The organism is Peribacillus sp. FSL K6-5616 (assembly GCF_038008245.1).
Lineage (GTDB): Bacteria > Bacillota > Bacilli > Bacillales > DSM-1321 > Peribacillus > Peribacillus frigoritolerans.
In genome coordinates, this window is sequence record NZ_JBBOYT010000001.1 from 4,656,087 (window position 1) to 4,677,147 (window position 21,061).

General features: G+C 42.2%; 19 protein-coding genes. 3 read left to right on the top strand and 16 right to left on the bottom strand.

The features are described from left to right. Positions 1-769 precede the first annotated feature (769 nt). From MHB45_RS22660 to MHB45_RS22675, 4 genes are all read right to left on the bottom strand, one after another. Entirely contained in the window at positions 770-1,714 is a 945-nt protein-coding gene (locus tag MHB45_RS22660) for a siderophore ABC transporter substrate-binding protein (RefSeq protein ID WP_424765123.1), read from the bottom strand. Positions 1,715-1,926: 212 nt separating this feature from the next. Further along, entirely contained in the window at positions 1,927-2,685 is a 759-nt protein-coding gene (locus MHB45_RS22665; protein WP_034310071.1) for an iron ABC transporter ATP-binding protein, read from the bottom strand. Next, positions 2,679-3,626: an iron chelate uptake ABC transporter family permease subunit gene (locus tag MHB45_RS22670; protein WP_048688138.1), complete on the bottom strand. Its 948-nt coding sequence runs from the start codon at positions 3,624-3,626 to the stop codon at positions 2,679-2,681. Before MHB45_RS22670 ends, MHB45_RS22665 begins: the two co-directional genes overlap by 7 nt. Further along, the gene (locus MHB45_RS22675; RefSeq protein ID WP_048688135.1) at positions 3,619-4,569 is read right to left on the bottom strand and encodes an ABC transporter permease; all 951 of its coding nucleotides are present in this window, start codon (positions 4,567-4,569) and stop codon (positions 3,619-3,621) included. Before MHB45_RS22675 ends, MHB45_RS22670 begins: the two co-directional genes overlap by 8 nt. Before the next feature lie 265 nt (positions 4,570-4,834). Here MHB45_RS22675 and MHB45_RS22680 point away from each other — a divergent pair, with 265 nt between their 5' ends. The 3 genes from MHB45_RS22680 (at position 4,835) to shc (ending at position 9,108) form a co-directional block, all read left to right on the top strand. Beyond that, the gene (locus tag MHB45_RS22680) at positions 4,835-5,176 is read left to right on the top strand and encodes a DUF1450 domain-containing protein (protein WP_226990537.1); all 342 of its coding nucleotides are present in this window, start codon (positions 4,835-4,837) and stop codon (positions 5,174-5,176) included. Between the two features lie 218 nt (positions 5,177-5,394). Next, a complete protein-coding gene (locus tag MHB45_RS22685) occupies positions 5,395-7,044 on the top strand; it encodes a M14 family metallopeptidase (protein WP_340908109.1) in 1,650 nt (549 codons plus the stop codon). Between the two features lie 168 nt (positions 7,045-7,212). Next, entirely contained in the window at positions 7,213-9,108 is a 1,896-nt protein-coding gene (shc, locus tag MHB45_RS22690) for a squalene--hopene cyclase (protein WP_340908110.1), read from the top strand. 224 nt (positions 9,109-9,332) lie between these two features. On the opposite strand, the gene MHB45_RS22695 is transcribed toward shc, so the two are convergent. The 12 genes from MHB45_RS22695 to MHB45_RS22750 all read right to left on the bottom strand — a co-directional run bounded on the left by MHB45_RS22695 (position 9,333) and on the right by MHB45_RS22750 (position 21,057). Then, positions 9,333-9,815 (bottom strand): tetratricopeptide repeat protein, encoded by a 483-nt coding sequence (locus MHB45_RS22695; RefSeq protein WP_176702813.1) that lies wholly within the window; start codon positions 9,813-9,815, stop codon positions 9,333-9,335. A gap of 249 nt (positions 9,816-10,064) precedes the next feature. Beyond that, positions 10,065-10,613 carry a PepSY domain-containing protein gene (locus tag MHB45_RS22700; RefSeq protein ID WP_048688116.1) on the bottom strand — a complete coding sequence of 183 codons (549 nt, stop codon included), beginning with the start codon at positions 10,611-10,613 and terminating at the stop codon, positions 10,065-10,067. 64 nt (positions 10,614-10,677) lie between these two features. Continuing rightward, positions 10,678-12,033 (bottom strand): sensor histidine kinase, encoded by a 1,356-nt coding sequence (locus tag MHB45_RS22705; RefSeq protein WP_048688112.1) that lies wholly within the window; start codon positions 12,031-12,033, stop codon positions 10,678-10,680. Further along, positions 12,030-12,725, bottom strand: a complete 696-nt coding sequence (locus tag MHB45_RS22710) for a response regulator transcription factor (protein ID WP_048688273.1) — start codon at positions 12,723-12,725, stop codon at positions 12,030-12,032. The genes MHB45_RS22705 and MHB45_RS22710 overlap by 4 nt, the downstream gene beginning before the upstream one ends. Before the next feature lie 147 nt (positions 12,726-12,872). Beyond that, positions 12,873-13,394, bottom strand: a complete 522-nt coding sequence (msrA, locus tag MHB45_RS22715) for a peptide-methionine (S)-S-oxide reductase MsrA (RefSeq protein ID WP_048688109.1) — start codon at positions 13,392-13,394, stop codon at positions 12,873-12,875. 104 nt (positions 13,395-13,498) lie between these two features. Then, a complete protein-coding gene (locus tag MHB45_RS22720; RefSeq protein ID WP_034310044.1) occupies positions 13,499-14,107 on the bottom strand; it encodes a response regulator transcription factor in 609 nt (202 codons plus the stop codon). A gap of 12 nt (positions 14,108-14,119) precedes the next feature. Further along, the gene (locus MHB45_RS22725) at positions 14,120-15,241 is read right to left on the bottom strand and encodes a sensor histidine kinase (protein ID WP_048688106.1); all 1,122 of its coding nucleotides are present in this window, start codon (positions 15,239-15,241) and stop codon (positions 14,120-14,122) included. A 94-nt stretch (positions 15,242-15,335) separates the two neighbouring features. Beyond that, a complete protein-coding gene (locus tag MHB45_RS22730) occupies positions 15,336-16,388 on the bottom strand; it encodes a fatty acid desaturase (protein WP_340908111.1) in 1,053 nt (350 codons plus the stop codon). Positions 16,389-16,681: 293 nt separating this feature from the next. Continuing rightward, entirely contained in the window at positions 16,682-17,389 is a 708-nt protein-coding gene (locus MHB45_RS22735; protein ID WP_072272272.1) for a response regulator, read from the bottom strand. Continuing rightward, on the bottom strand, positions 17,346-18,977 hold the full coding sequence (locus tag MHB45_RS22740) for an ATP-binding protein (protein ID WP_048688096.1): 1,632 nt from the start codon (positions 18,975-18,977) through the stop codon (positions 17,346-17,348). Before MHB45_RS22740 ends, MHB45_RS22735 begins: the two co-directional genes overlap by 44 nt. Before the next feature lie 79 nt (positions 18,978-19,056). After that, the gene (locus MHB45_RS22745; RefSeq protein ID WP_202186168.1) at positions 19,057-20,583 is read right to left on the bottom strand and encodes a tripartite tricarboxylate transporter permease; all 1,527 of its coding nucleotides are present in this window, start codon (positions 20,581-20,583) and stop codon (positions 19,057-19,059) included. Between the two features lie 18 nt (positions 20,584-20,601). Beyond that, on the bottom strand, positions 20,602-21,057 hold the full coding sequence (locus MHB45_RS22750) for a tripartite tricarboxylate transporter TctB family protein (protein ID WP_048688092.1): 456 nt from the start codon (positions 21,055-21,057) through the stop codon (positions 20,602-20,604). Between the last annotated feature and the right edge of the window lie 4 nt (positions 21,058-21,061).

Sequence of the window (21,061 nt, forward strand, 5' to 3'; positions counted from 1 at the left end):
GACAGTCACTAAATATTTTAACGTCCTTCAGGCTTTTACCATTATAAACGAGTCTTTATAAAAAAACCAGCACATTACAAAATATGTAAAGATATAAACCTTCAATTATTGAAAGCTATGGTTATATCCCAGGATTTTTTTCCCGATAATTCGACATTTGAAAATGGATTGCCGGTTACATGGATGCTTTTCTCATCCGCACTTTTGAAACCCCGTGCCTGTAAAAGTTTGACCCGTTCAATATTGCGTCCTGCCACCATTAAATCCCATAAAATAACAAATGGATTACACGAAGTATCGACATCATTCCCCTCCGGCTTTTTTATTCAGCTTTTTTCAAATAATTTTTCCTGAAAAATATTAATCCACCGAATTCTCCCCGATAATTTGAAGTGGAGATCATATTATTTTTATCATCCATAATAGATGAAATTTCCCAAATTTAACATAAATTACGATTTCAAAACCGGAAAGGATGCAAAAGACAATATAATAGGAAGAAACTGAATTTTCCATTTTGGCTGGAGGGTCATATTCTTACGATTGCAGCCCATATAAGCCATAGCGGCAGCAACAGGCGGAATATAGACCTTGTCCTTTCCCACTCCCCTTGATTGGGTTGTGGGCGCCTTATTATAAGCTTACCTGTGTTTTGCAGGAATTCTTTTCTTCCCCTTTGTTAGTATATTTGTTTCATCCAGGTTTATTATAAAAAATAAAAAATCCTGCCCCTCGATCGAGGACAGGATTATCTTTAATCATATTTATATTACTTGATGCCTTCTGAAACTTCTTTAACCATAGCGTCAACAGATTCTAAACCGCCGCCTGATAAGTACCAGTAGTTAGGGTCTAGATAAATGATGTTACCTTCTTTAAATGCCTTTGTATTTTTTACAATGTCATTTTCAATCGTTTCTTTTGCTGCAGCTCCATCACCGGCAACCGCATCTCTATCTACAACGAATAGGTAGTCAGGATTTTTTTCAGCAATGTATTCGAAAGAAATACTTTGACCATGTGTCGATACTTCCAATTTATCATCCACTGCAGGTACTCCGAATACATCATGGATGATTCCAAATCTTGAATCCGGTCCGTAAGCACTTACTTTTCCGCCGCTGGCAAGAACGATTAAACCAGTCTTGTCAGTCGGGGCTTTTTCTTTCAAAGCGTTAATGTTTTCTTCAACACTTGCCAATTCTTTAGCTGCTTCGTCTTTTTTATCGAAGATTTTACCCAAAAGTGTCACGTTTTCTTCAAACGATTCCATATACTTTGTTGTATCCACACCCACAAAAACAGTAGGGGCAATTTTGCTTAATTCTTTATAGGCTTCAGATTGACGGCCAGAAATAAGGATTAAGTCTGGAGCAATTTCGTTGATTTTCTCGAAGTCAGGCTCTTTTAATCCACCGGCATTCTCAGTTGTACCTTCATATTTAGAAAGGTATTTCGGAAGTCCATCATGAGGGACAGCTGCTACTTCCACACCTAATTTATCAAGAGTATCAAGAGCCCCCATATCGAATACAACGACTTTTTCAGGGTTTGTTTTCACTTTCGTTTCGCCTAGTTGGTGCTTAACCGTAATTCCTTCACTTTTAGCACTTTCTTTTTTCGTGCTTGATTCTTCTTTTTCCTTATCTGATCCACAAGCTACAGCCACTACAGCCAGCATTGCAACCAAAAGCAGTAAGGATAATTTCTTAATCATTATGGTCACCTCGAAAAATTTTTTTATTTAAAATTACATATTGAATCCTCACCATCACAGAGTTCACTTCAACACTTTTCCTGCCAGATGAAACAGGAGGCGGCTAAAGTCTTGGGCGCCCGCCAACTCTTAACTGCTAAGAAGCGTATAGTGTGACTTCTGGACGGCTATGAATACTGAAGTAATTTAAAACCAATTTTGGAATTGCCTTATGTGAAGTACACACAGATCTTATTGTCATTGATACTTTGGATTTCAATATCCATATCATAAATTTCCTTTAATACATTGGAATTGATGACTTGTTCGGTAGGTCCATTATGAACAACCTTGCCATCCTTCAATGCGACGATGTAGTCGGAATAACAGGATGCAAAATTAATGTCATGAATGACGATGATGACCGTTTTCCCCAATTCATCGGCCAATCTCCTCAATACCTTCATGATTTGGACGGAATGCTTCATATCAAGATTGTTCAGGGGTTCATCAAGAAGCACATACTCCGTGTTCTGAGCAATGACCATGGCAATGAAGGCCCGCTGTTGCTGGCCGCCGCTAAGCTGGTCAAGAAACTTATCCTGCATGTCAGCAAGTTCCATATATTCAATCGCTTCATCGACGTATTTCCAATCCTCTTTCGTCAGCTTACCTTGTGAATAAGGAAAACGGCCAAAGGCGACCAGTTCACGAATCGTTAAACGGATATTGATGTGGTTAGCCTGCTTTAAGATGGCAATCTTTTTCGCAAGTTCATTGCTATTGAATTTCCCCATATCCTTACCCTCGATAAGGACTTCTCCTGAATCCCGGGTAATGAGACGGCTGATCATCGAAAGGACGGTACTTTTACCCGCTCCATTGGGACCGATGAAGGATGTGATTTTCCCTTTCATTATTTCGATGGAAACATCCTCGACAACCGTTTTATTATTATATTTTTTGAATAAATTTTTCACTTCTACCATGATTTATTCTCCTTTAATAGAAGATAGATGAAATAGACACCGCCGACAAAGTTGATGATGACACTTAAGGTCGTGGAAAACGTGAAGATCCTCTCTACAATGAATTGGCCGCCGACCAAGGCAATCACACTGATCAGCATTGCACCCGGGAGGATATGTTTATGCTGATAGGACTTAATGAATTGATAAGCCACATTTGCAACAAGCAATCCAAGGAACGTGATCGGACCGATCAAGGCAGTCGAAATGGAAATTAAAACCGTAACGACGATTAAAACCCTCTTCGTGACAAAATCATAATCCACACCCAAGTTTATGGCTTGATCCCTCCCTAGGGACATGACATCTAAATACTTCAGAAATCTCATGAAATATATCATTGCCGCAATCATGAGGATAATGGCTAACGTTAACAGGTCCGTGTTGACATTATTGAAGCTGGCGAACATTTTATTTTGAATGATTTGGAATTCATTCGGGTCAATCAATACCTGCATGAATGAAGACATGCTGCCGAATAAGGTTCCGAAGATGATACCGATCAGCAATAGGAAGTAAATATTGCGGTTTTTCTTGAACATGAACTTGAACAGCAGGCTTGCAAAAATGAGCATGGCCGCAAGTGTAATCAGGAAATTGAGATTTTTATTCATGATCATGATATGCGTTGAACCGAAGATGAAAATCACTCCCGTTTGAATCAGCATATACATGGAGTCCAACCCTAAAATGCTTGGCGTCAGGATTTTATTATTCGTGACCGTCTGGAAAATTACTGTTGAAAAAGCAATTGCACAGCCAACCACGATGATGGCGATGATTTTTATGACCCTTCTCGGCAGTGCATAGTCCCAATTCGGGCCAAGGTCCCAAAAGATATAACCTGCCGTTAAAGCAGCTGCAAGAACAGCCAATATAATGATCCTACTTTTATTATTCATATGCCTTTCTCCTCAGTATCAGATAGATAAATACGGCGCTTCCTATCACACCAACCACGAGTCCGATCGGGATTTCAAATGGATATATGAGGATCCTGCCCAGAATATCGCAGATCAATAGGAAGACTGCCCCTAGCAATGCTGTATGAGAAAGACTCTTTTTCAAATTGTCACCAAGGTAAAGGGATACAATATTCGGTACGATCAATCCTATGAAAGGAATCGTTCCCACCGTTAACAAAACGACAGTGGAGGATAATGCCACGATGATCAATCCAAAATTGACTATAAGCTTATAATTGAGTCCTAGATTGATAGCAAACTCCTCACCCATCCCTGCCACAGTGAATTTATTGGCAAAGAAGTATGCGAGAATGACTAGCGGGATACTTAGATATATAAGCTCGTACCTTCCCGACATGATCATCGAGAAATCACCATTCATCCATGTGTTGAGGCTTTGAATCAAATCATATTTATAGGCAAAGAAAGTCGAGATCGATCCTACGATATTACCAAACATCAAACCAACCAATGGAATGAAGATCGTATCCTTATATTTCACTTGATCAAGAATTTTCATGAACAAGAATGTACCTGCCAAAGCGAATATGAAAGCGAATGCCATTTTCTCAATAAGTGCTGCCGATGGAAAAATGATAATGGCAAGAAGAAGTCCCAGCCTTGCAGAGTCCATGGTACCGGCAGTCGTCGGGGATACAAATTTATTGCGGCTCAATTGCTGCATGATCAGACCGCTTATACTCATCACAATACCGGCAATGACTATGGTCACCATTCTGGGGAAACGGCTTTGCAGCATGATTTGCACTTTATCATCACTGAGATTCAATAAATCCAGGGGGGTAATATCTTTTACACCAATGAATAATGACGTAAATGATAGAACAATTAACGCCATGACTAAATATCTTATCTTCATCTACATTTCCTACTCTTCCTATCTCACTTTAATACAGCGATAATATTTTTAATTAAATATATTTGAATAAAGACTATCATTAAGTCACCTATTGAAATGGGACTCATTAAGTTGCTATAGTTACAAGGATATTCCATTCGTGATAATGAGATTCATTATCATCCATTCTTATTCTATCATTTCTTGGACATGTGTCAATATATACAAGGGAAATACTTGATATTCTCCCGATAGTCAAATTGTAATGGATTCGGATGAATCAACCATGCATTTCGTTTCAGGAAGTGATAAAATCAAAATAACAAATATTTACTCTTCCAATGAAAGAAGCGATATGATGAAAAACTTGTTATCCAAAGTGTTCTCAAAAAAGGCGAAAATCCAAATTGAATTTTGCCAAAATAATCTTGACCGCTTCCTTAATGAACAAACAATTGCCGATTATGGTAAGTTCTTAGAGAATCCAAGGATTCAATATAAGGAATATGAATGTTTGAGTGAGTGTAAACTTTGTAAGAAAACCCCCTATGCGAAAGTGAACGGCCAGATAATGAGCGGCGAAGATTCACAGGATCTTTTAAATAAGTTATATGATGAATTGAAATGATACGGGCCAAGCAAATAGCTTGATCTGTATCATTTTGACTTTCCACCTGTAATTATACAGAATACAGGTGATGAACATCTATTAAAAGGATTGCGAATTTTACCATGGAATCATTAATCTAGTCGTTACTTCCTGTTTTTCACTATTTCATATGTTTTCACTGTATAAATAGTTTAATATATGATAATTTATGGAAAAAGATAGACAGGAGGACGTCCATGAAAAAAATCATTCCTACCATTGTATCAGTCGTAACACTAGGTCTCGTCACTGGATTGCCTGGCCCCTTAGCCGAAGCCGAAGAATTCACCCCTTATTATGGAAATGGTCCAAGCTACATTCAACCAGATAACCTCTCCCACCTTTTCCCTGACCCTAATGTTTCTTTCAAGACCCCTGCCTTTAAACAAAACAAGATCGCCTTTACGAGCCAGGAAGAAATGTTCGATCATATCAAGTCCCTCGCCCATAAAAACAAGAACATCCAGGTCAAGACGATAGGTAAATCCACAGAAGGACGCGACATCCCGATGCTTCTTTTCAGCAAGGATTCAAAAAGACCGATTAAGGGTTCCCATAAACCATTGATTTGGATTCAAGGCCAGATCCATGGCAATGAACCCGCATCTGGTGAATCAACATTAGTCCTTGCACAATGGCTGGCTGAAGGCAAGCTTGGTGATGTCCTCGATAAAGTCAATGTTGCCATCGTTCCACGGGTCAATCCCGATGGCTCTTATTATTTCAAACGATTTACCGCAAATGACATGGATGCGAATAGGGACTACTTAAAAGTGGAATATCCTGAAGTACAGACGATTCATCAATCAATCGATGATTATGAACCGGAAGTCATTCTGGATGTACATGAATATACAGTGAATCCCGCCCCCCTGAAAAAGGTCGGAGCAAATGGATCGATCGCTTCCTATGATTTACTCATCTCCTCAGCCAAGAATTTAAATATTCCCGAACAGCTTCGAAAAGCATCCGATCAACTGCTTTTACCCAATGTTTTTAAAACATTGGAAAAAGAAAAGCTTTCCTATCACGATTACTATACACTGGCCACTTCTGATGATGGGGTCCTTACCGCCACAGAAGGAAGCACCGAAGCCCGGATTGGCCGAAACGCCTTTGGTTTGAAAAATACTATGACCTATTTAATCGAAACAAGGGGAATCAATATCGGCCGTACCGATTTTAAACGACGTGTTTTTGCACAAGCTACAGCACAGGCAGCCTTCATCAAAACGACAGCCGAACAGGCAAGTAAAGTTAAAAAGGCCGTTAAACAGGCAGATACGGAAATCGTGCAAAAAGGGCGAAGAGCAAATGATAACGATAAAATCGTCATCACCAGCGAAAATAAATTGGTTAAGGATCAAAAATTGACGGTAGTCGATTTAGCGAAAGCGAAAATGGTCGATGCCTCCATCGATTGGCTGGATTCAACCGATGCCTACCCTACCCTTGTCAGAGATCGTCCGACAGCCTATATCCTTCCGCCCGAATATAAAAATATCGCTGAAAAACTTCAGCTATTGGGAGTAGAAGTGAAAAGATTAAAAAAACCCATGAAGGTAGCTGTTGAAAGCTATAGGGTCAATGATATAAAAGTTTCCGCTGAACTGGAAAGCGGACATTCCACAAGGGAAGCCACGACCAACGTCACTTCAAAAACTCGGGATTTCCCAAAAGGAAGCTATGTTTTCGACATGGCTCAGCCTGATGCCAACTTCATCTCCCTTGCCCTCGAACCTGAAGGCATAGACAGCTACGTGACATTCAATTTCATCCCGGCTGCCAAAGGAAAAGAACTGCCGATTTACCGCTATATGCGGTCATCTTCCTTACCAGTTAAATGATGCATGGGATCTAAATGACGCTTTGGCAGCTTTCATTGCCAAAGCGTTTTTAGTTCCACCCCTCCTCTATTCATGTGGGACGATGCGCCTGACATGATTTCTTGAATGCAACGACAAGTTTTGAATATACATATAAACGGAAAATGTGTTTTTTGAGGAGGAAAGACATTGAACCAACATGTACAATCGGAAATCAATCGCCTTGTTCATCGCTTGAAACAAGACCAATCCGCTGATGGTTCGTGGAATTATCCCTTTGACACCGGGATAACAGCAGATGCCTATATGATCATATTATTGAAAATTCTAGATATGGAAGATACCCCTCTTATAGAGGCTTTAGTAAAAAGAATCGAAAGCAAGCAAACGGAAAACGGGTCATGGAAACTTTTCCAAGATGAGAAGGACGGCAATGTTACGGTTACGATCGAGGCTTACTATGGCCTTCTTTTTAGCGGACTCCGCAATAAGAATCATCCCCATATGAGGAAAGCCAAACAATTCATTCTTTCCAAGGGCGGCATCAAACAGGCCAAAATGTTAACGAAAATGATGCTTACCGTCACCGGACAATATCAATGGCCGCGCCTATTCCCCATTCCTCTCGAAGTGGTCTTACTGCCTCCGACCTTTTTCGTCAGCATTTATGATCTTTCCGTATATGGGCGGGTCAACATGATTCCATTGCTATTGCTTGGCCATAAAAAGTTTCAGATCACGACCCCGGACACGCCAAGTTTAAAAGATTTATTTCAAACAAGGGAGGACAGTTCCGAAGAGCAAGTGTGGGAAGAATACCGTACCGAAGAATATCGTTCCTTCTTCTCCAAACTTCAAACAGGCGTCAAAACCTTGATTGGATATCCGGATTATTTGCATTCCTTGGCCCTGGATTCAACGAAAAGGTTCATGCTCGACAGGCTGGAACCAGACGGGACACTGTACAATTATTTCGGCTCCACCTTTTTCATGATCTTTGCCCTCCTTTCAATTGGATATTCGAAAAGAGATCCAGTGATTCTAAAGGCCATTGCCGGTCTGAAGGGGATGGCCTGCTCCATTGAGGGACATACACATATCCAGTTCACGACGCCCCATGTTTGGAATACCTCCTTAATAAGCTACGCCCTTCAAGAAGCGGGAATGCCTTTCAAAGACAAAGCGGTCAAGGCGGCCAATCAGTACTTGCTGTCACGCCAGCATTATATGTATGGAGATTGGCTGATCCATAATCCTGACGCAATTCCTGGCGGCTGGGGGTTCTCGGATTTGAATACCATGAATCCGGATGTCGATGATACGACCGCCTCACTGCGGGCGCTGGCTAAGCAATTGCAAGCGAAACCGGATAATTGGGACAGCTGGCAGCGCGGTGTCGCCTTCACGATCTCCATGCAAAATGATGACGGTGGATTTCCAGCCTTCGAACGGAATAACGACCATAAATGGCTGCAGCTTCTTCCAATAGAGGGTTCTAAATATCTCCTGACCGACCCTTCCACCGCTGATCTGACAGGAAGGACGCTGGAATTCCTGGGGAACTATACAAATATGAAAAAGCCGGAAGAAGTCAGTAAAAGAGCGGTGGATTGGCTATTGGAAGACCAGAAGCGTGATGGCTCCTGGTATGGGCGCTGGGGCATCTGCTATCTATATGGCACTTGGTCTGCACTGACCGGCATGAAGGCAGCAGGGCAAGCCACTGGACATCCATCCATCCAAAAAGCCTTAACTTGGTTGAAGAAAATTCAAAATGAAGATGGCGGCTGGGGTGAATCTTGTTACAGTGATATCAAGCAACGATATATCCCCCTCGGAACTAGCACACTGACACATACAGCCTGGGCTGTGGATGCGTTGATATCGGCATCAGAAAAGCCGACAGCCGAGATTGAAAAAGGCATTGCCTATCTCATCCGTGCAGGTCAACAAGAAAGCTGGACCAATGATTATCCTGCAGGCCAGGGAATGGCAGATTTTTTGTATATCCATTATCATAGCTATCGTTATATTTATCCCCTTTTAGCCTTAAGTCATTACAATAAAAAATTCCTGGAGACTTAATCGCCAGTGTTTTTTCATATTAAAAGTGAATATGTGGATTATCTGTGGAAAAGTAGTGAATAACACCGGAAAGTTATCCACAATCCGAGGTTATCCACATTCATTTATCCGTAAAAGTGGCAAAAGCAAGAATTTTCCCATCAAATTTGTTGATTCATTCATTTCTGCTATGTAAAAATGACTTGTTTATACAGGTTTTGTGGATAGTTTGGGGATGATTACGATTATGTGAAAACTTTATCCAGTTTATCACTATAAAATTCTATCGCCTTAGCATAAGATTGTATTTCTCGATCCCTCGACGTTTCGGCAATGATCTTCAAAAGAGATTCCATCGCAAGATCATGTTGGCCCAAATTATAAAATGCCATGGCCCTGAATACCAATAAAGCCTTATCCCCAGGAAACTTCGCCAGCCCGGATTCAAATGTCCATCTTGATTTTTCATATTCCCCTATTGTGCGATATGTGCTCCCCAACCCGAGGTAGGCCCCTTTTGCATCGTCCTCCGGCAAACCTAATTCGAGTGCCGCTTCATAATAGGGGACCGCCGTTACCTCAAGTCCGAGAATATCCAAACTCCAGGCACACTGATACTGTATGACTGCATCGCCAGGGTTTTGTTTTGCCAGATCCATCAATAAACGATTGGATTTTTCGAATTCTTTCTTTTCCCTTAAGTACAGGGCCCTTTCCAAATTCCCCATAAACATTCCTCCATTGTATATGATTCCTTAATGCCCCTATTCGCGATTCTTCTTTTCAATTCCTTCTTATATATATAAACAGCCCATCTTTCAACAATGCTGAAGCCAGGAACTAATATGATCGTTAAGGAAGCGGGAGCTTCACTTCCCCACTGGCTTGGCAAATAAAAAAAGGATCTGCCACCCGGCAAATCCTTTCATACACTTCAATCTCCTTATATCATGGATTACTATCGACATGACATATGATTAATCATCCAATTGGTTTTTCAATACTTTTCCCGTGGTGGCATCCACCACCACATCATATTCCTTTAGTCCTTGTTTTATTTCCAGCTCGTACACAAGGGTGCCATTCTCTGAATCCAGCTCCATATCCGTTACTTGACCATCCACCGCTTTCAAGGCAATCTTTTCAGCTTGATCACTGCTGACTTTTGCAGTTTCCACGGCTTGTTGTGTGCTCATATCCTCATCATCACCGTCTTCCATCTCCTGAGAAAGAATCTCTCCTTTTTCAGCATCAACGTCAACGTCCTGATAGCCTTCTTTCGTTTTTACGGTCATCTCATAGGTCATCGGCTGGTCCCAATCCTTTTCAAATTGAGTAACTTCCCCGCCTAGTTTTTCTGAAATCATTTTGACAGCCTCATCCTCGGATAGGTTCCCCTTATTGACTGCATATACCGCCGTTCCAGCAGCACCGCCGAAAAGCAATACAGACGCTATGGACACTGTCATGATTACCTTTTTCCTTTGAATGATACCTTCTTTAATCGTACTCCACTGTTTTTTCATGAATGATTCCTCCTTTAAGTTGTTACCTTTATAATAAGCACCCTTCATGAAATGAACATGAGCGTTAGATTAGAATTTGATGAGAAAGAGTAAGAGTCACCAACGTTCCCTCTCCCACCTCGCTTTGAATCTCCAATTTACCGTCGAATGACTCTACAAGCGTCCGGGCAATGGATAGCCCGAGCCCATTGCCTCCCGTTTTCCTTGCCCTTGATGAATCAACGCGATAAAAACGGTCAAATACATGTGGGAGATGTTCTGGTGATATCCCTCCGCCGTGATCTTTCACACCGATGACAATTTCATTATCCTGCCGTTTTATCATGATCTGTATACTTGATTCACTATATTTCATTGCATTGTCCAATAGGATGACAATTACCTGTTCAAGCTTACTGGAAATGGTCATTGCATAGATTTCCTTAAACTCTGACTCTATCGTTATTTCACGATTTCCCGTCCTTCTGAATGTTTGGGCAATCCCTTCACAAAACGAAATGAGTTCTATTTTTCCTTCCACATCTTCTGAAGGTTCCGTTTGGGAAGCTGACTGCAGAAGATGTTCCGTCAGCTTTTTCATCCGGACGGCTTCATGATGGATTGCCTCCACTGCCTCTTCCTGAATAGCCTGATCCTTCATTCCCCAGCGTTTCAATAGAGAGGAGTAGCTTTCGATTACCGTAATCGGTGTTTTCAATTCATGTGAGGCATCTGAAAGGAATTGCTGCTGTTGGTTATAATTCCGCTCCAGCCTTTCCATCATCCTGTTGAATGCCGCTCCCATCACCTGCAGCTCGTCCTTTGATTGATCCGATAGCGGTATCCGTTTGAATTCCCCGCTTTTCTCAATATCCTTCATCGTTCCGCTCATGACCGATATCGGTTTGAGGATCAGGTTGGCCAGCCACTTACCGGCAAGTATCGATAACAGAATGACAAAAAGGGATGCACCGCCCAAAACGAGGGCAAGCGTCGATAAATTATCAAGAAGGGTATCCTGCGGCTGTGTGACCTCGATCATCCCCAGTTTCTTCCCCTCATCAGGATAAGGATAACGGTAGGTCAATACATATTCACCGTCAGCTTTGGCAAAATCATATCCTTTCTCGTTAATGGATTTAACCGCAAGCCCCTTGAGGTCCTCTTCATCCGTAAATGATTTTACCAGCCTTCCATCCATGTCGAATATCCGCACCATTCCATCGTCCGGGATATACGGCTCCATTAAATCGGAATCACCGGAAATCAAATCTTTCGTCAGGATATTTTCTTCGATTAATGAAGCTTGATCTTCAAGCAGATCCCGTTCCCTCTCTAACGATATCCAAAGGAAGGCGATTAAAACGATGATACTCAACAATATGAGCATGACGCTTAAAAAAAGACTGGAATACGATTGGATTTTCGTCCGAATCTTCATACGGGCTCCTTCAGGCTGTAACCCACCCCGCGGTAAGTATGGATGAGCTGCAGCTCAAAGGGATAATCTATCTTTTTGCGCAAATAACGGATATACACATCAACCACATTCGTATCCCCTGCAAAGTCATATCCCCATACATGTGTGAGGATTTGCTCCCTTGAAAGTACTTGATTTTTATTTTGCAAAAGATAAACCAGCAAATCGAATTCACGTGAAGTCAGCTCAATCCTATTGCCTTGCCTGTGAATGTCCCTAGTACCAAGGTTCAGCTTCAGATCATGGATCTTTAATTCATCCGCTTCCCCTTCTGATTGACTCTCCCTTACATGGGTACGAAAACAAGCACGGATCCGTGCCAGCAGCTCTTCAATTTCAAACGGCTTCGTTACATAATCATTCGCGCCATGGTCCAGGCCGTTCACCTTGTCTGGCACAGCATCCCTTGCGGTCAGAAGGATGACCGGTGTCGATCCATTCTTTTTCCGGTAACGCCTTAGTACCTCTATGCCATTCAACTCGGGCAGCATTACATCCAATAAGATTAAATCCCACTCTTCGGCTTCCGCCCTTTCCAGACCTGCCTTTCCCGTAAAAGCCGATTCTGTTTGATAACCCTCATGATTAAGTTCCAGCTGAAGGACCCTCGCTATTTTTTCTTCATCTTCTATTATTAAAATTCTCTTATTCATGATCATCACCACCTACCCCTTAGTGTACTGAAGAAATATGAAAATATCATGAGAAATTGACCCCTCCGCATAAAATAATGAATTTAATTTTTGTACCTTTAAAAGGACAATAAAAAGAACCGGATGTGATAACACACCCGATCCATTTCATTCACCGTTCCAATGCTGGCCAATGAATTCATCGCGTCCCGATTTCGCACGGTCCGCTTTATAATCATCTTTGTTTTTTTTATGATAGCCTTGATGGTATTCTTCGGCAGGGTAAAAGGTTTGGGCCGGAAGGATTTCCGTTACGATTGGTTTTTGGAACTTCCCGCTGGCTGCTACCTTTTCTTTCGCTTCAAGGGCCAGTTTTTCTTGAGCTTCATCATGATAGAAGATGGCCGTCCGATATTGGCTTCCTCTGTCATGGAATTGACCGCCATCGTCGGTTGGATCGATTTGCTGCCAATATAATTCCAGCAATCTTTCATAAGGAAATAACTGAGGATCGAAAGTGATTTCCACGACTTCATAATGCCCCGTAGTTCCCGTCTTCACTTCCTCGTAAGTCGGGTTTTCAACATGTCCTCCCGTATAACCGGATATGATTCCCCCAATCCCCGGTTGTTCTTCAAATGGTGTCACCATGCACCAGAAACAGCCTCCAGCAAATGTAGCCTTTTGCATAATGGTCATCCTCTTTCCTTATGTAATAGAAATTAATATACCATATTTCAATCCTGACACTGTGCTTTTTTGATTTGCAAAACCTCCAGGGATTTACGCTTTGTTCAATCTTTTGACCAGCCCTTTTCCTTGAATCTTACGATCGCTTCAACGCGGTTGCTTACATCCAATTTATCAAGGATGACTGATATATAATTACGGACCGTTCCATTGGTCAGATAAAGCTGGCTTGCGATTTCCTTTGTGGTCTTACCATCTGCGATCAATTTAAGCACCTGGCTCTCTCTTTCAGTCAAAGGGTTTTCTTCTTCGAAAGCCATATCCACCAGCTCGGGAGCATAAATGCGCCGCCCATCCATGATGACACGGATCGAGTTCGCCAGTTCCTCACTAGGGCTATCCTTGAGAAGATATCCGCCTACCTCGGCCTTTCTTGCTCTTTCAAAATACCCAGGACGTGCAAAGGTGGTCAAAATGATGACTTTGCATTGGTGGCCCTGATCCTTGATCTCCTCCGCTACATCAAGCCCGGTTTTAACTGGCATTTCAATATCGGTTATGCAGATATCCGGTTTTAATTGATTGACGAGATTCATTGCTTCTTCCCCATTGCTCGCTTTTCCGACAACTTCCATGTCACTTTCCAAATCAAGGATGGAACCTAGCGCACCAAGCAGCATCCGCTGATCTTCGGCAATTACGATTCGAATCAAGGTTAATCCCACCTATCCATTATTTTTTATAGCATTCGGAACCCTTATATACAGTGTCGTTCCATCTGTTGATCTAATATCCAGGCTGCCATTAACGAATTCGAGCCTTTCTTTCATTCCTTGAAGTCCATTTCCTTTAATATACTCTGATCGATGTGAAAGTCCCACTCCATTATCCTGTACTGTGATCGTCACCCCTGTTTGTAATTCTTCGATGACGATATTACAGCAGTCCGCACCGCTATGCTTGACGATATTGGTCACAGCTTCCTTCAAGCACATGCTCAAAACCGTTTCAACAAGCAATGGGGTATCTCTCAATTCCGTGGTGCCTTCCAAATTGAATTCTATCTCTGCGGCTTTCAATATTTGCTTGACCCGGATGATTTCATCGCTTAGCTTCGCCCCACGCATTTCCGACACCATTTCACGTACTTCCTTGAGTGCCGTCCTCGCCGTTTGACGAATATCCTTGATTTCCTTCTTGGCTGTCTCCGGATTCAAATCGATCAATTTCCCTGCAAGGTCACTTTTCAAGCCAATCAAAGACAGCTTTTGTCCAAGTGTATCATGTAAGTCACGGGCAATCCGCTGACGTTCTTCCATTTTGCCAAGCTCTGATATTCGTTTATGGGCGTCCTCCAATTGTTCTTCCAGCATACCCCGTTTGTTCCGATTATACGTGTTGAAAGGGAGAAGGATCACGCCTACGACACAAATGAGCATAAAGGGAAATTGCGAAAAGAAGGTAGGGTCTTTCATGATGAAGCCAATATTGACAGACACGATGGTTGCCAATAGCTGGATTGAATATAATACGAAAAAGCCAACCTTATTTTGAACATTCCCAATAAAGAATGCCAAAAAGAGTGAAAAGTAAATGTAGCTGAAAAATATGGTCATCGATATGGAAATGATTATTTGTATCGCCGTCCACACGTATACGGGCCATCCCTTCGAAACGAATGAGAGACCATATGATATGAAAAACAAAATGATCATGACGATTCCAAAGACTATCTCCAACATCGAAGAGGATTTGAAGATGAAATAAAAAGGAAGGATACAAAAAATGATCCAGACATAAGGGCTCAGCCCTGTGTTTTTCGGAAAGATATGATACCAACTTTGCATGGCGCCGCCTCTATTTCTTTTTACCCTAGTATATACTAAGGAGTTTCATCAAAAAACCATCCAATGGGAATCGAATGGTTTTTTGATGAACTATTTATTTTTCTTGCAGACTTGGACGTTTATTATTGGTTTCCATCTTAGACTTTGTTTCATTTAGACGTTCCTTAATCTCTTTAAAACTTACAAACGTCTTGTTTTCCCCATCATAAAGGCGAAAGCGAAGCGATTTTAAACTTGAACTAAGGGTGATTGTCGTTGCCTGCTGCAATGGCAGGGTGGAATCATGGACTTTTTCCAAGTTATAGTTTGGCACTCTTGGACTAAGGTGATGCACGTGGTGGAAACCGATATTACCGGTTACCCATTGCAAAACCTTTGGAAGTTTATAATAAGAACTTCCATCAATGGCAGCCTTCACGTAATCCCATTCAGATTCCTCTTCAAAATAAGAATCTTCGAACTGATGCTGTACATAAAACAGCCAGATGCCCAGTGATCCCGTTACAAAAAGCATCGGTACCTGAATCATCAGGAATGCCTGCCATCCGATAGCCAAGCATAAAAGACCATAAATTGCCACGATTGCAGCATTTGTCAAATACGTATTCATCCGTTCTTTCTTTTTAGCGCCCTTTTTATTCAGACGGTTGGATACAAGAAATAGATAAAATGGACCCAATCCAAACATGACGATCGGATTTCTATATAAACGGTAAGCAAGACGCCCCCAGAATGAAGCGGCGATATATTCATCAACGGTCATGATCCAAATATCCCCTGTACCGCGTTTGTTTAAATTACTGCTTGTTGCATGATGTATGGAGTGGCTATGCTTCCATTGCTCATACGGAAATAATGTAACGATCCCACTGATTGTACCCAGGACGCTATTCGCTTTCCTGCTTTTGAAAAACGATTGATGGCAGCAATCATGGAAAATGATGAAAATCCTGACTACGAATCCAGAAGCAAGGACGGCCAATGCAAGTGTCAGCCAGTATGAAATGGTTAAGCTTTGATAAGCTAAAAACCATAACAGGAAAAATGGCGGAAATGTATTTATGAGCTGTTTCACGCTTGATTTAGTACTGGATTTTTCAAAAGGGGCAATATCTTTTCTCAATTGTCTTTGATTATGGTTACTCATGGTTTCCTCCTCTTAAAATATATGGAGTGTTTGAATGCATTAATTCGAAAAAATATGTCGGCATCTCTGCTTTAAGTATAGGATTAATAATCGACTTTCTATAGTCATAAACGTCAAATACCTGCCATGACACTTGTCATATACTTGTCTGCATCAAAACTTTTCACACGTATTTTTTCCTCATTCATCATTTTTAAACTGCAAAAAAACGTGAATTTCCCATCAATCCGATTCCAAGAAATCGCCTGCATTTATGCGATCAAATAAAAAAAGATCCGCCTTTGGCGAACCCATTATATCTTGATGGCATAAACCCGTTCAGGTCGTCCTACCGTGCCATATGTTAAATCGGCATCAATTTTTTCCTCTGACATCAAGTGCTCCAGATACCGCCTTGCCGTTGTCCTGCTCACCCCGATTTCCTTCGCCACTATTTCCGCAGTTAACCCCGGGGAAGATTTCCCCAACACAACCATCACCTTCTCCAAAGTCATCCGATCGATTCCTTTTGGCAGTGAAGTTTGTTCCCTCTCTTTTTCTTTCATTTCCTTTCGCAAAAGCTTGTCCACCTGTTGCTGCGTTACGGGAAAATTGCCCTTTTCCAATTCAGACAGTTTAATGTGATACTCTTGATACCTGTGTAACGACTGCTTGAAACGTTCAAATGCAACAGGCTTGATTATATAATCAAATATGCCGATCTTGATGGCTTCCTGGACTTTTTCGATTTCTTTAGCCGCCGTTATCATGATGACATCCATTTGTTTGCTTTGCTGCTTGATTTCTTTCAGGATATCGAGCCCATTCATATCCGGAAAATACATATCGAGCAGCAATAGATCCGGCTGCATGATTTCAATGAAGCTTTTAGCCTCGTCATAGCTTGAAGCGATCCCGATCGTTTGAAACCCCTCAAGCTTTTCGATGAATAGCTTTTGTATCTCGGCAATCCGCAGGTCATCCTCGACGATCAGAACTTCTATAGCGCGATGGCCCATCATTTAATCCCCCTCTGTCTTTTGGTATAGCTACGGTAAAGATCGTATATTCCCCTTCTTTCGTCGAAAAAGTGATATAACCCCCTAAACCATCAATTGCTTCCTGAACAAGGCTCAAACCTATACCTGAATTGGTTTGATGGCTTTTCGTCGTAAAACCGTTCCGGAAAATCAGTTCGGTAACCTCTGAGCTCATCCCTTTTCCATTATCTTCTACCTCTATGATCAACTCTTTACCCAAGTCCGTGACGAACAACGATACCCTTTTTTCCTCCCTTTCGTTTTCCCGTACAGCTTCGAAGGCATTATTGATGAGATTGCCGATGATCGTCACTAATAAATCCCGATCTATTTCGGACGGAATATCTTTAAAACTGCTTTCTCTATCGATGGTAAAATCAATTTTCAGTTCGCTGGCTAAACTTACCTTCCCTAAGATGAACCCCGCAATGATCGGATCGGGCACTTCCTTCATCAGAAAGTGAAGGAAGCCCTGGGTCACATCGACTTCCTTCGATATGAAATCCATCGCTTCTTTATATGAACCAAGTTGAATCAAGCCCAGCAGTGTATAAAGCCGATTGGAATATTCATGTGTCTGGGCCCTAAGCCCTTCTGCATACGCCTTTACATGTGACAGTTCTTGAAGGAGATTGGATAGCTCCGATTTATTTCTCAAACTTGCAACGGCACCGATGATTTCCCCCTGTCCATTCAAAATGGGGATCCGGCTTGCCAAAAAAACTTCACCGTCAATCATGAATTCCTGATCATATTCGGCCCGTGCCGTGCTTACTACATCAAGTAAATGTGTATGCGTTATGACTTCTTCGATTTTTTGTCCGCGAAGCATGACGTCTTTAGGAATATGAAGGATTTTATGCGCCGTTTCATTGACGACCGTGATTTTCCCATGAACATCAATGGCAATGATGCCTTCATGAATGGATTCCAAAATGGCATGCTTCTCTTGAAACATCCAGGCGATCTCTTTCGGCTCCAGACCCAATATCGCCTTTTTTATATTGAATGAAATGAAAAAGGCCACCAACAAACCGCCGATTAATATAAAAGAGATGATCAAGACGATCTTTCTTTGTATACTGGACACTTCTTTTTCAATATCATCCTGTAGGTAGCCAACGGAGACGACACCAATGACCTTTTCATTGGCGATTATCGGGGATTTCCCCCTTATGGAAGGTCCCAATGTGCCAGTGGACTCCGTGATGATGGATTTCCCATCCCAAACCTCGGCGTTATCTCCCCCAACCATTTTCTTTCCGATCAAGTCGGGATTTGGATGGGACAGCCGTGTTTCATTCTCATCTCCTATTACTATGAATTCCGCATCGATCTGCCTGCGAATTCTTTCCGCGATGGGCTGGATGATTACAGAAGGATGATCCGTTCGAAAAGCTTGTTTAATTTCAGGCAGCAAAGAAATGGTCTGGGCAACTGACAATGCTTTTTCCCCTGTTTCCTGCTTCAGGTTATTTTCCAGGATATTTATGAAAATAACTTCAAAGATTCCACCCATTAAGATGATTAACGTACAGATGCCCAGCATCAACTTGGTGTGTAAACGCATTCAATCACCTCTACTTACATCATATAAAAAATAACCCCTTTAAAAAAGGGGTTATTTCGCAACATTCAGAAAATATCGATTAACCTTCAATATTGATGACAACATCCTTCCCTCTCTTCTTAAGTAAAACCGGAATGAGCAGCCATAATGCCGTTACAATCAGGAAGGTCAGCGAAAGCGGCCGAGTGAAAAACAAACTGTAATCCCCATCGGATATCGTCAGTGCCCTGCGCATATTGTTTTCTATCATCGGCCCTAAAACCAGGCCTAATACCAACGGGGCGATTGGATAATCATTTTTACTTAAGAAGTATCCCAAGACCCCGCACCCTAGTAATAGCATTAAATCATAAGTCGATACTTGTACCGCGTAAACACCAAAAATGGAAATCGCGATAATGATCGGAATCAAATATTTCTTTGGCGTTTCAATGATTTTCGCAAACACCTTAACGAGCGGGAGATTAAGGATGAGGAGCATCAGATTCCCGATGAACATACTGGCGATAAGTCCCCAAGCCACCTGGGGATGGTCCTCGAATAATAATGGACCTGGCTGAACATTGTACATCATGAGCGCCCCCATTAAAATCGCCGTCGTACCGGAACCCGGAATTCCCAGCGTCAATAATGGTATCATCGCTCCGCCAGAAGCCGCGTTATTGGCCGTTTCAGGACCAGCCACACCAGCGATCGCCCCTGTACCGAATCTACCAGGTTTTTTTGAAATCCGTTTTTCCATAAGGTATGAGAAGAAGGAAGCAAGAGTGGCCCCTGCACCCGGCAGGATTCCTACAAAGAAACCTAAGAGCGATCCCCTCGCAATCGGCCCCGCAGATTCCTTGAATTCTTCTTTGGAAGGAATCAAATTATTGATCTTTGCAATTTCCCCATCATCCTCGTCCTTTTCCAAGATTGTCTTGAATACTTCCCCAAGGGCGAATAGACCAACAGCGATCGTCAGGAATTCGACCCCTTGATACAGCCAAGGAATGTCGAATGTAAAACGGGCGATCCCGGAAACATTATCAATGCCTATCGTCCCGATCAACAAACCGCAAACCGTCATGATCAGTGCCTTGGTTACGGATTTTCCCGCAAGGCCGCTGACTGCCGCCAACCCTAGAAGCATGAGTGAAAAATACTCCGCCGGACCGAATTTAATGGCAATCGTCGATAATGGCTGAGCCAAGGCAATCATGGCGATAAGGGTGACGATCCCTCCGACGAAGGAACCGATCGCCGAAATGGATAAAGCACTCCCGGCTCTTCCCTTCTTGGCCATTTGGTAGCCATCCAATGTGGTGACGACAGAAGAAGATTCGCCAGGTGTATTCAATAGGATTGAAGTTGTCGATCCTCCATACATCGCTCCATAATAAACACCTGCAAGTAATATAATGGCGCTTGTTGCCGCTTGCTCTGGAGGAAGTCCACCTGTAATTGAAGCGGTTACCGGAATTAAAAGAGCCACACCGCTCATCGGCCCGATCCCCGGCAAAACGCCGACCGCCGTACCGATCAATACTCCGACAAATGCAAATAGTATGTTATACCAAGTTAGTGCCGTTTCAAATCCATGCATTAAATAATCAAAAGTGCCCACTTCACATCCCCCTTCCTTTTATGAAAACCAGATTGGCCAACCCGGCAGTGTTCCCTTTAACACATTCACGAATAAATAATAGATGATTCCGGAAAAACCTGCGGAAATGATCAGCGATGTCACCCACTTATTCCGTTCCATCGTTTGAAAGCAAACAAACAAAAACAGAAAGGTCGTAATGACATATCCTATCGTTTCCAACGTCAAAACATAAATCAAGGTGGAGAGCAGAATGATGATAAAAGGCTTATATTGCAGCTTTTCCTTACGTGATTCCTGCCCCTTGCCCCGAAATGCCTCATAGAACAGGCGAATACTTAAAAGAGAAAGAACGAGCCCCAATACAAAAGGGAAAATGTCCGGTCCTACCGAACTTCCATAAGAAGAACTGGCCAGTTTCCTGCTTCCTATCATAAACAGCACTCCGACAGCCAGAAAGGCTGCAGAAGCAAAGCGATCAAATTTAACATCCATCACA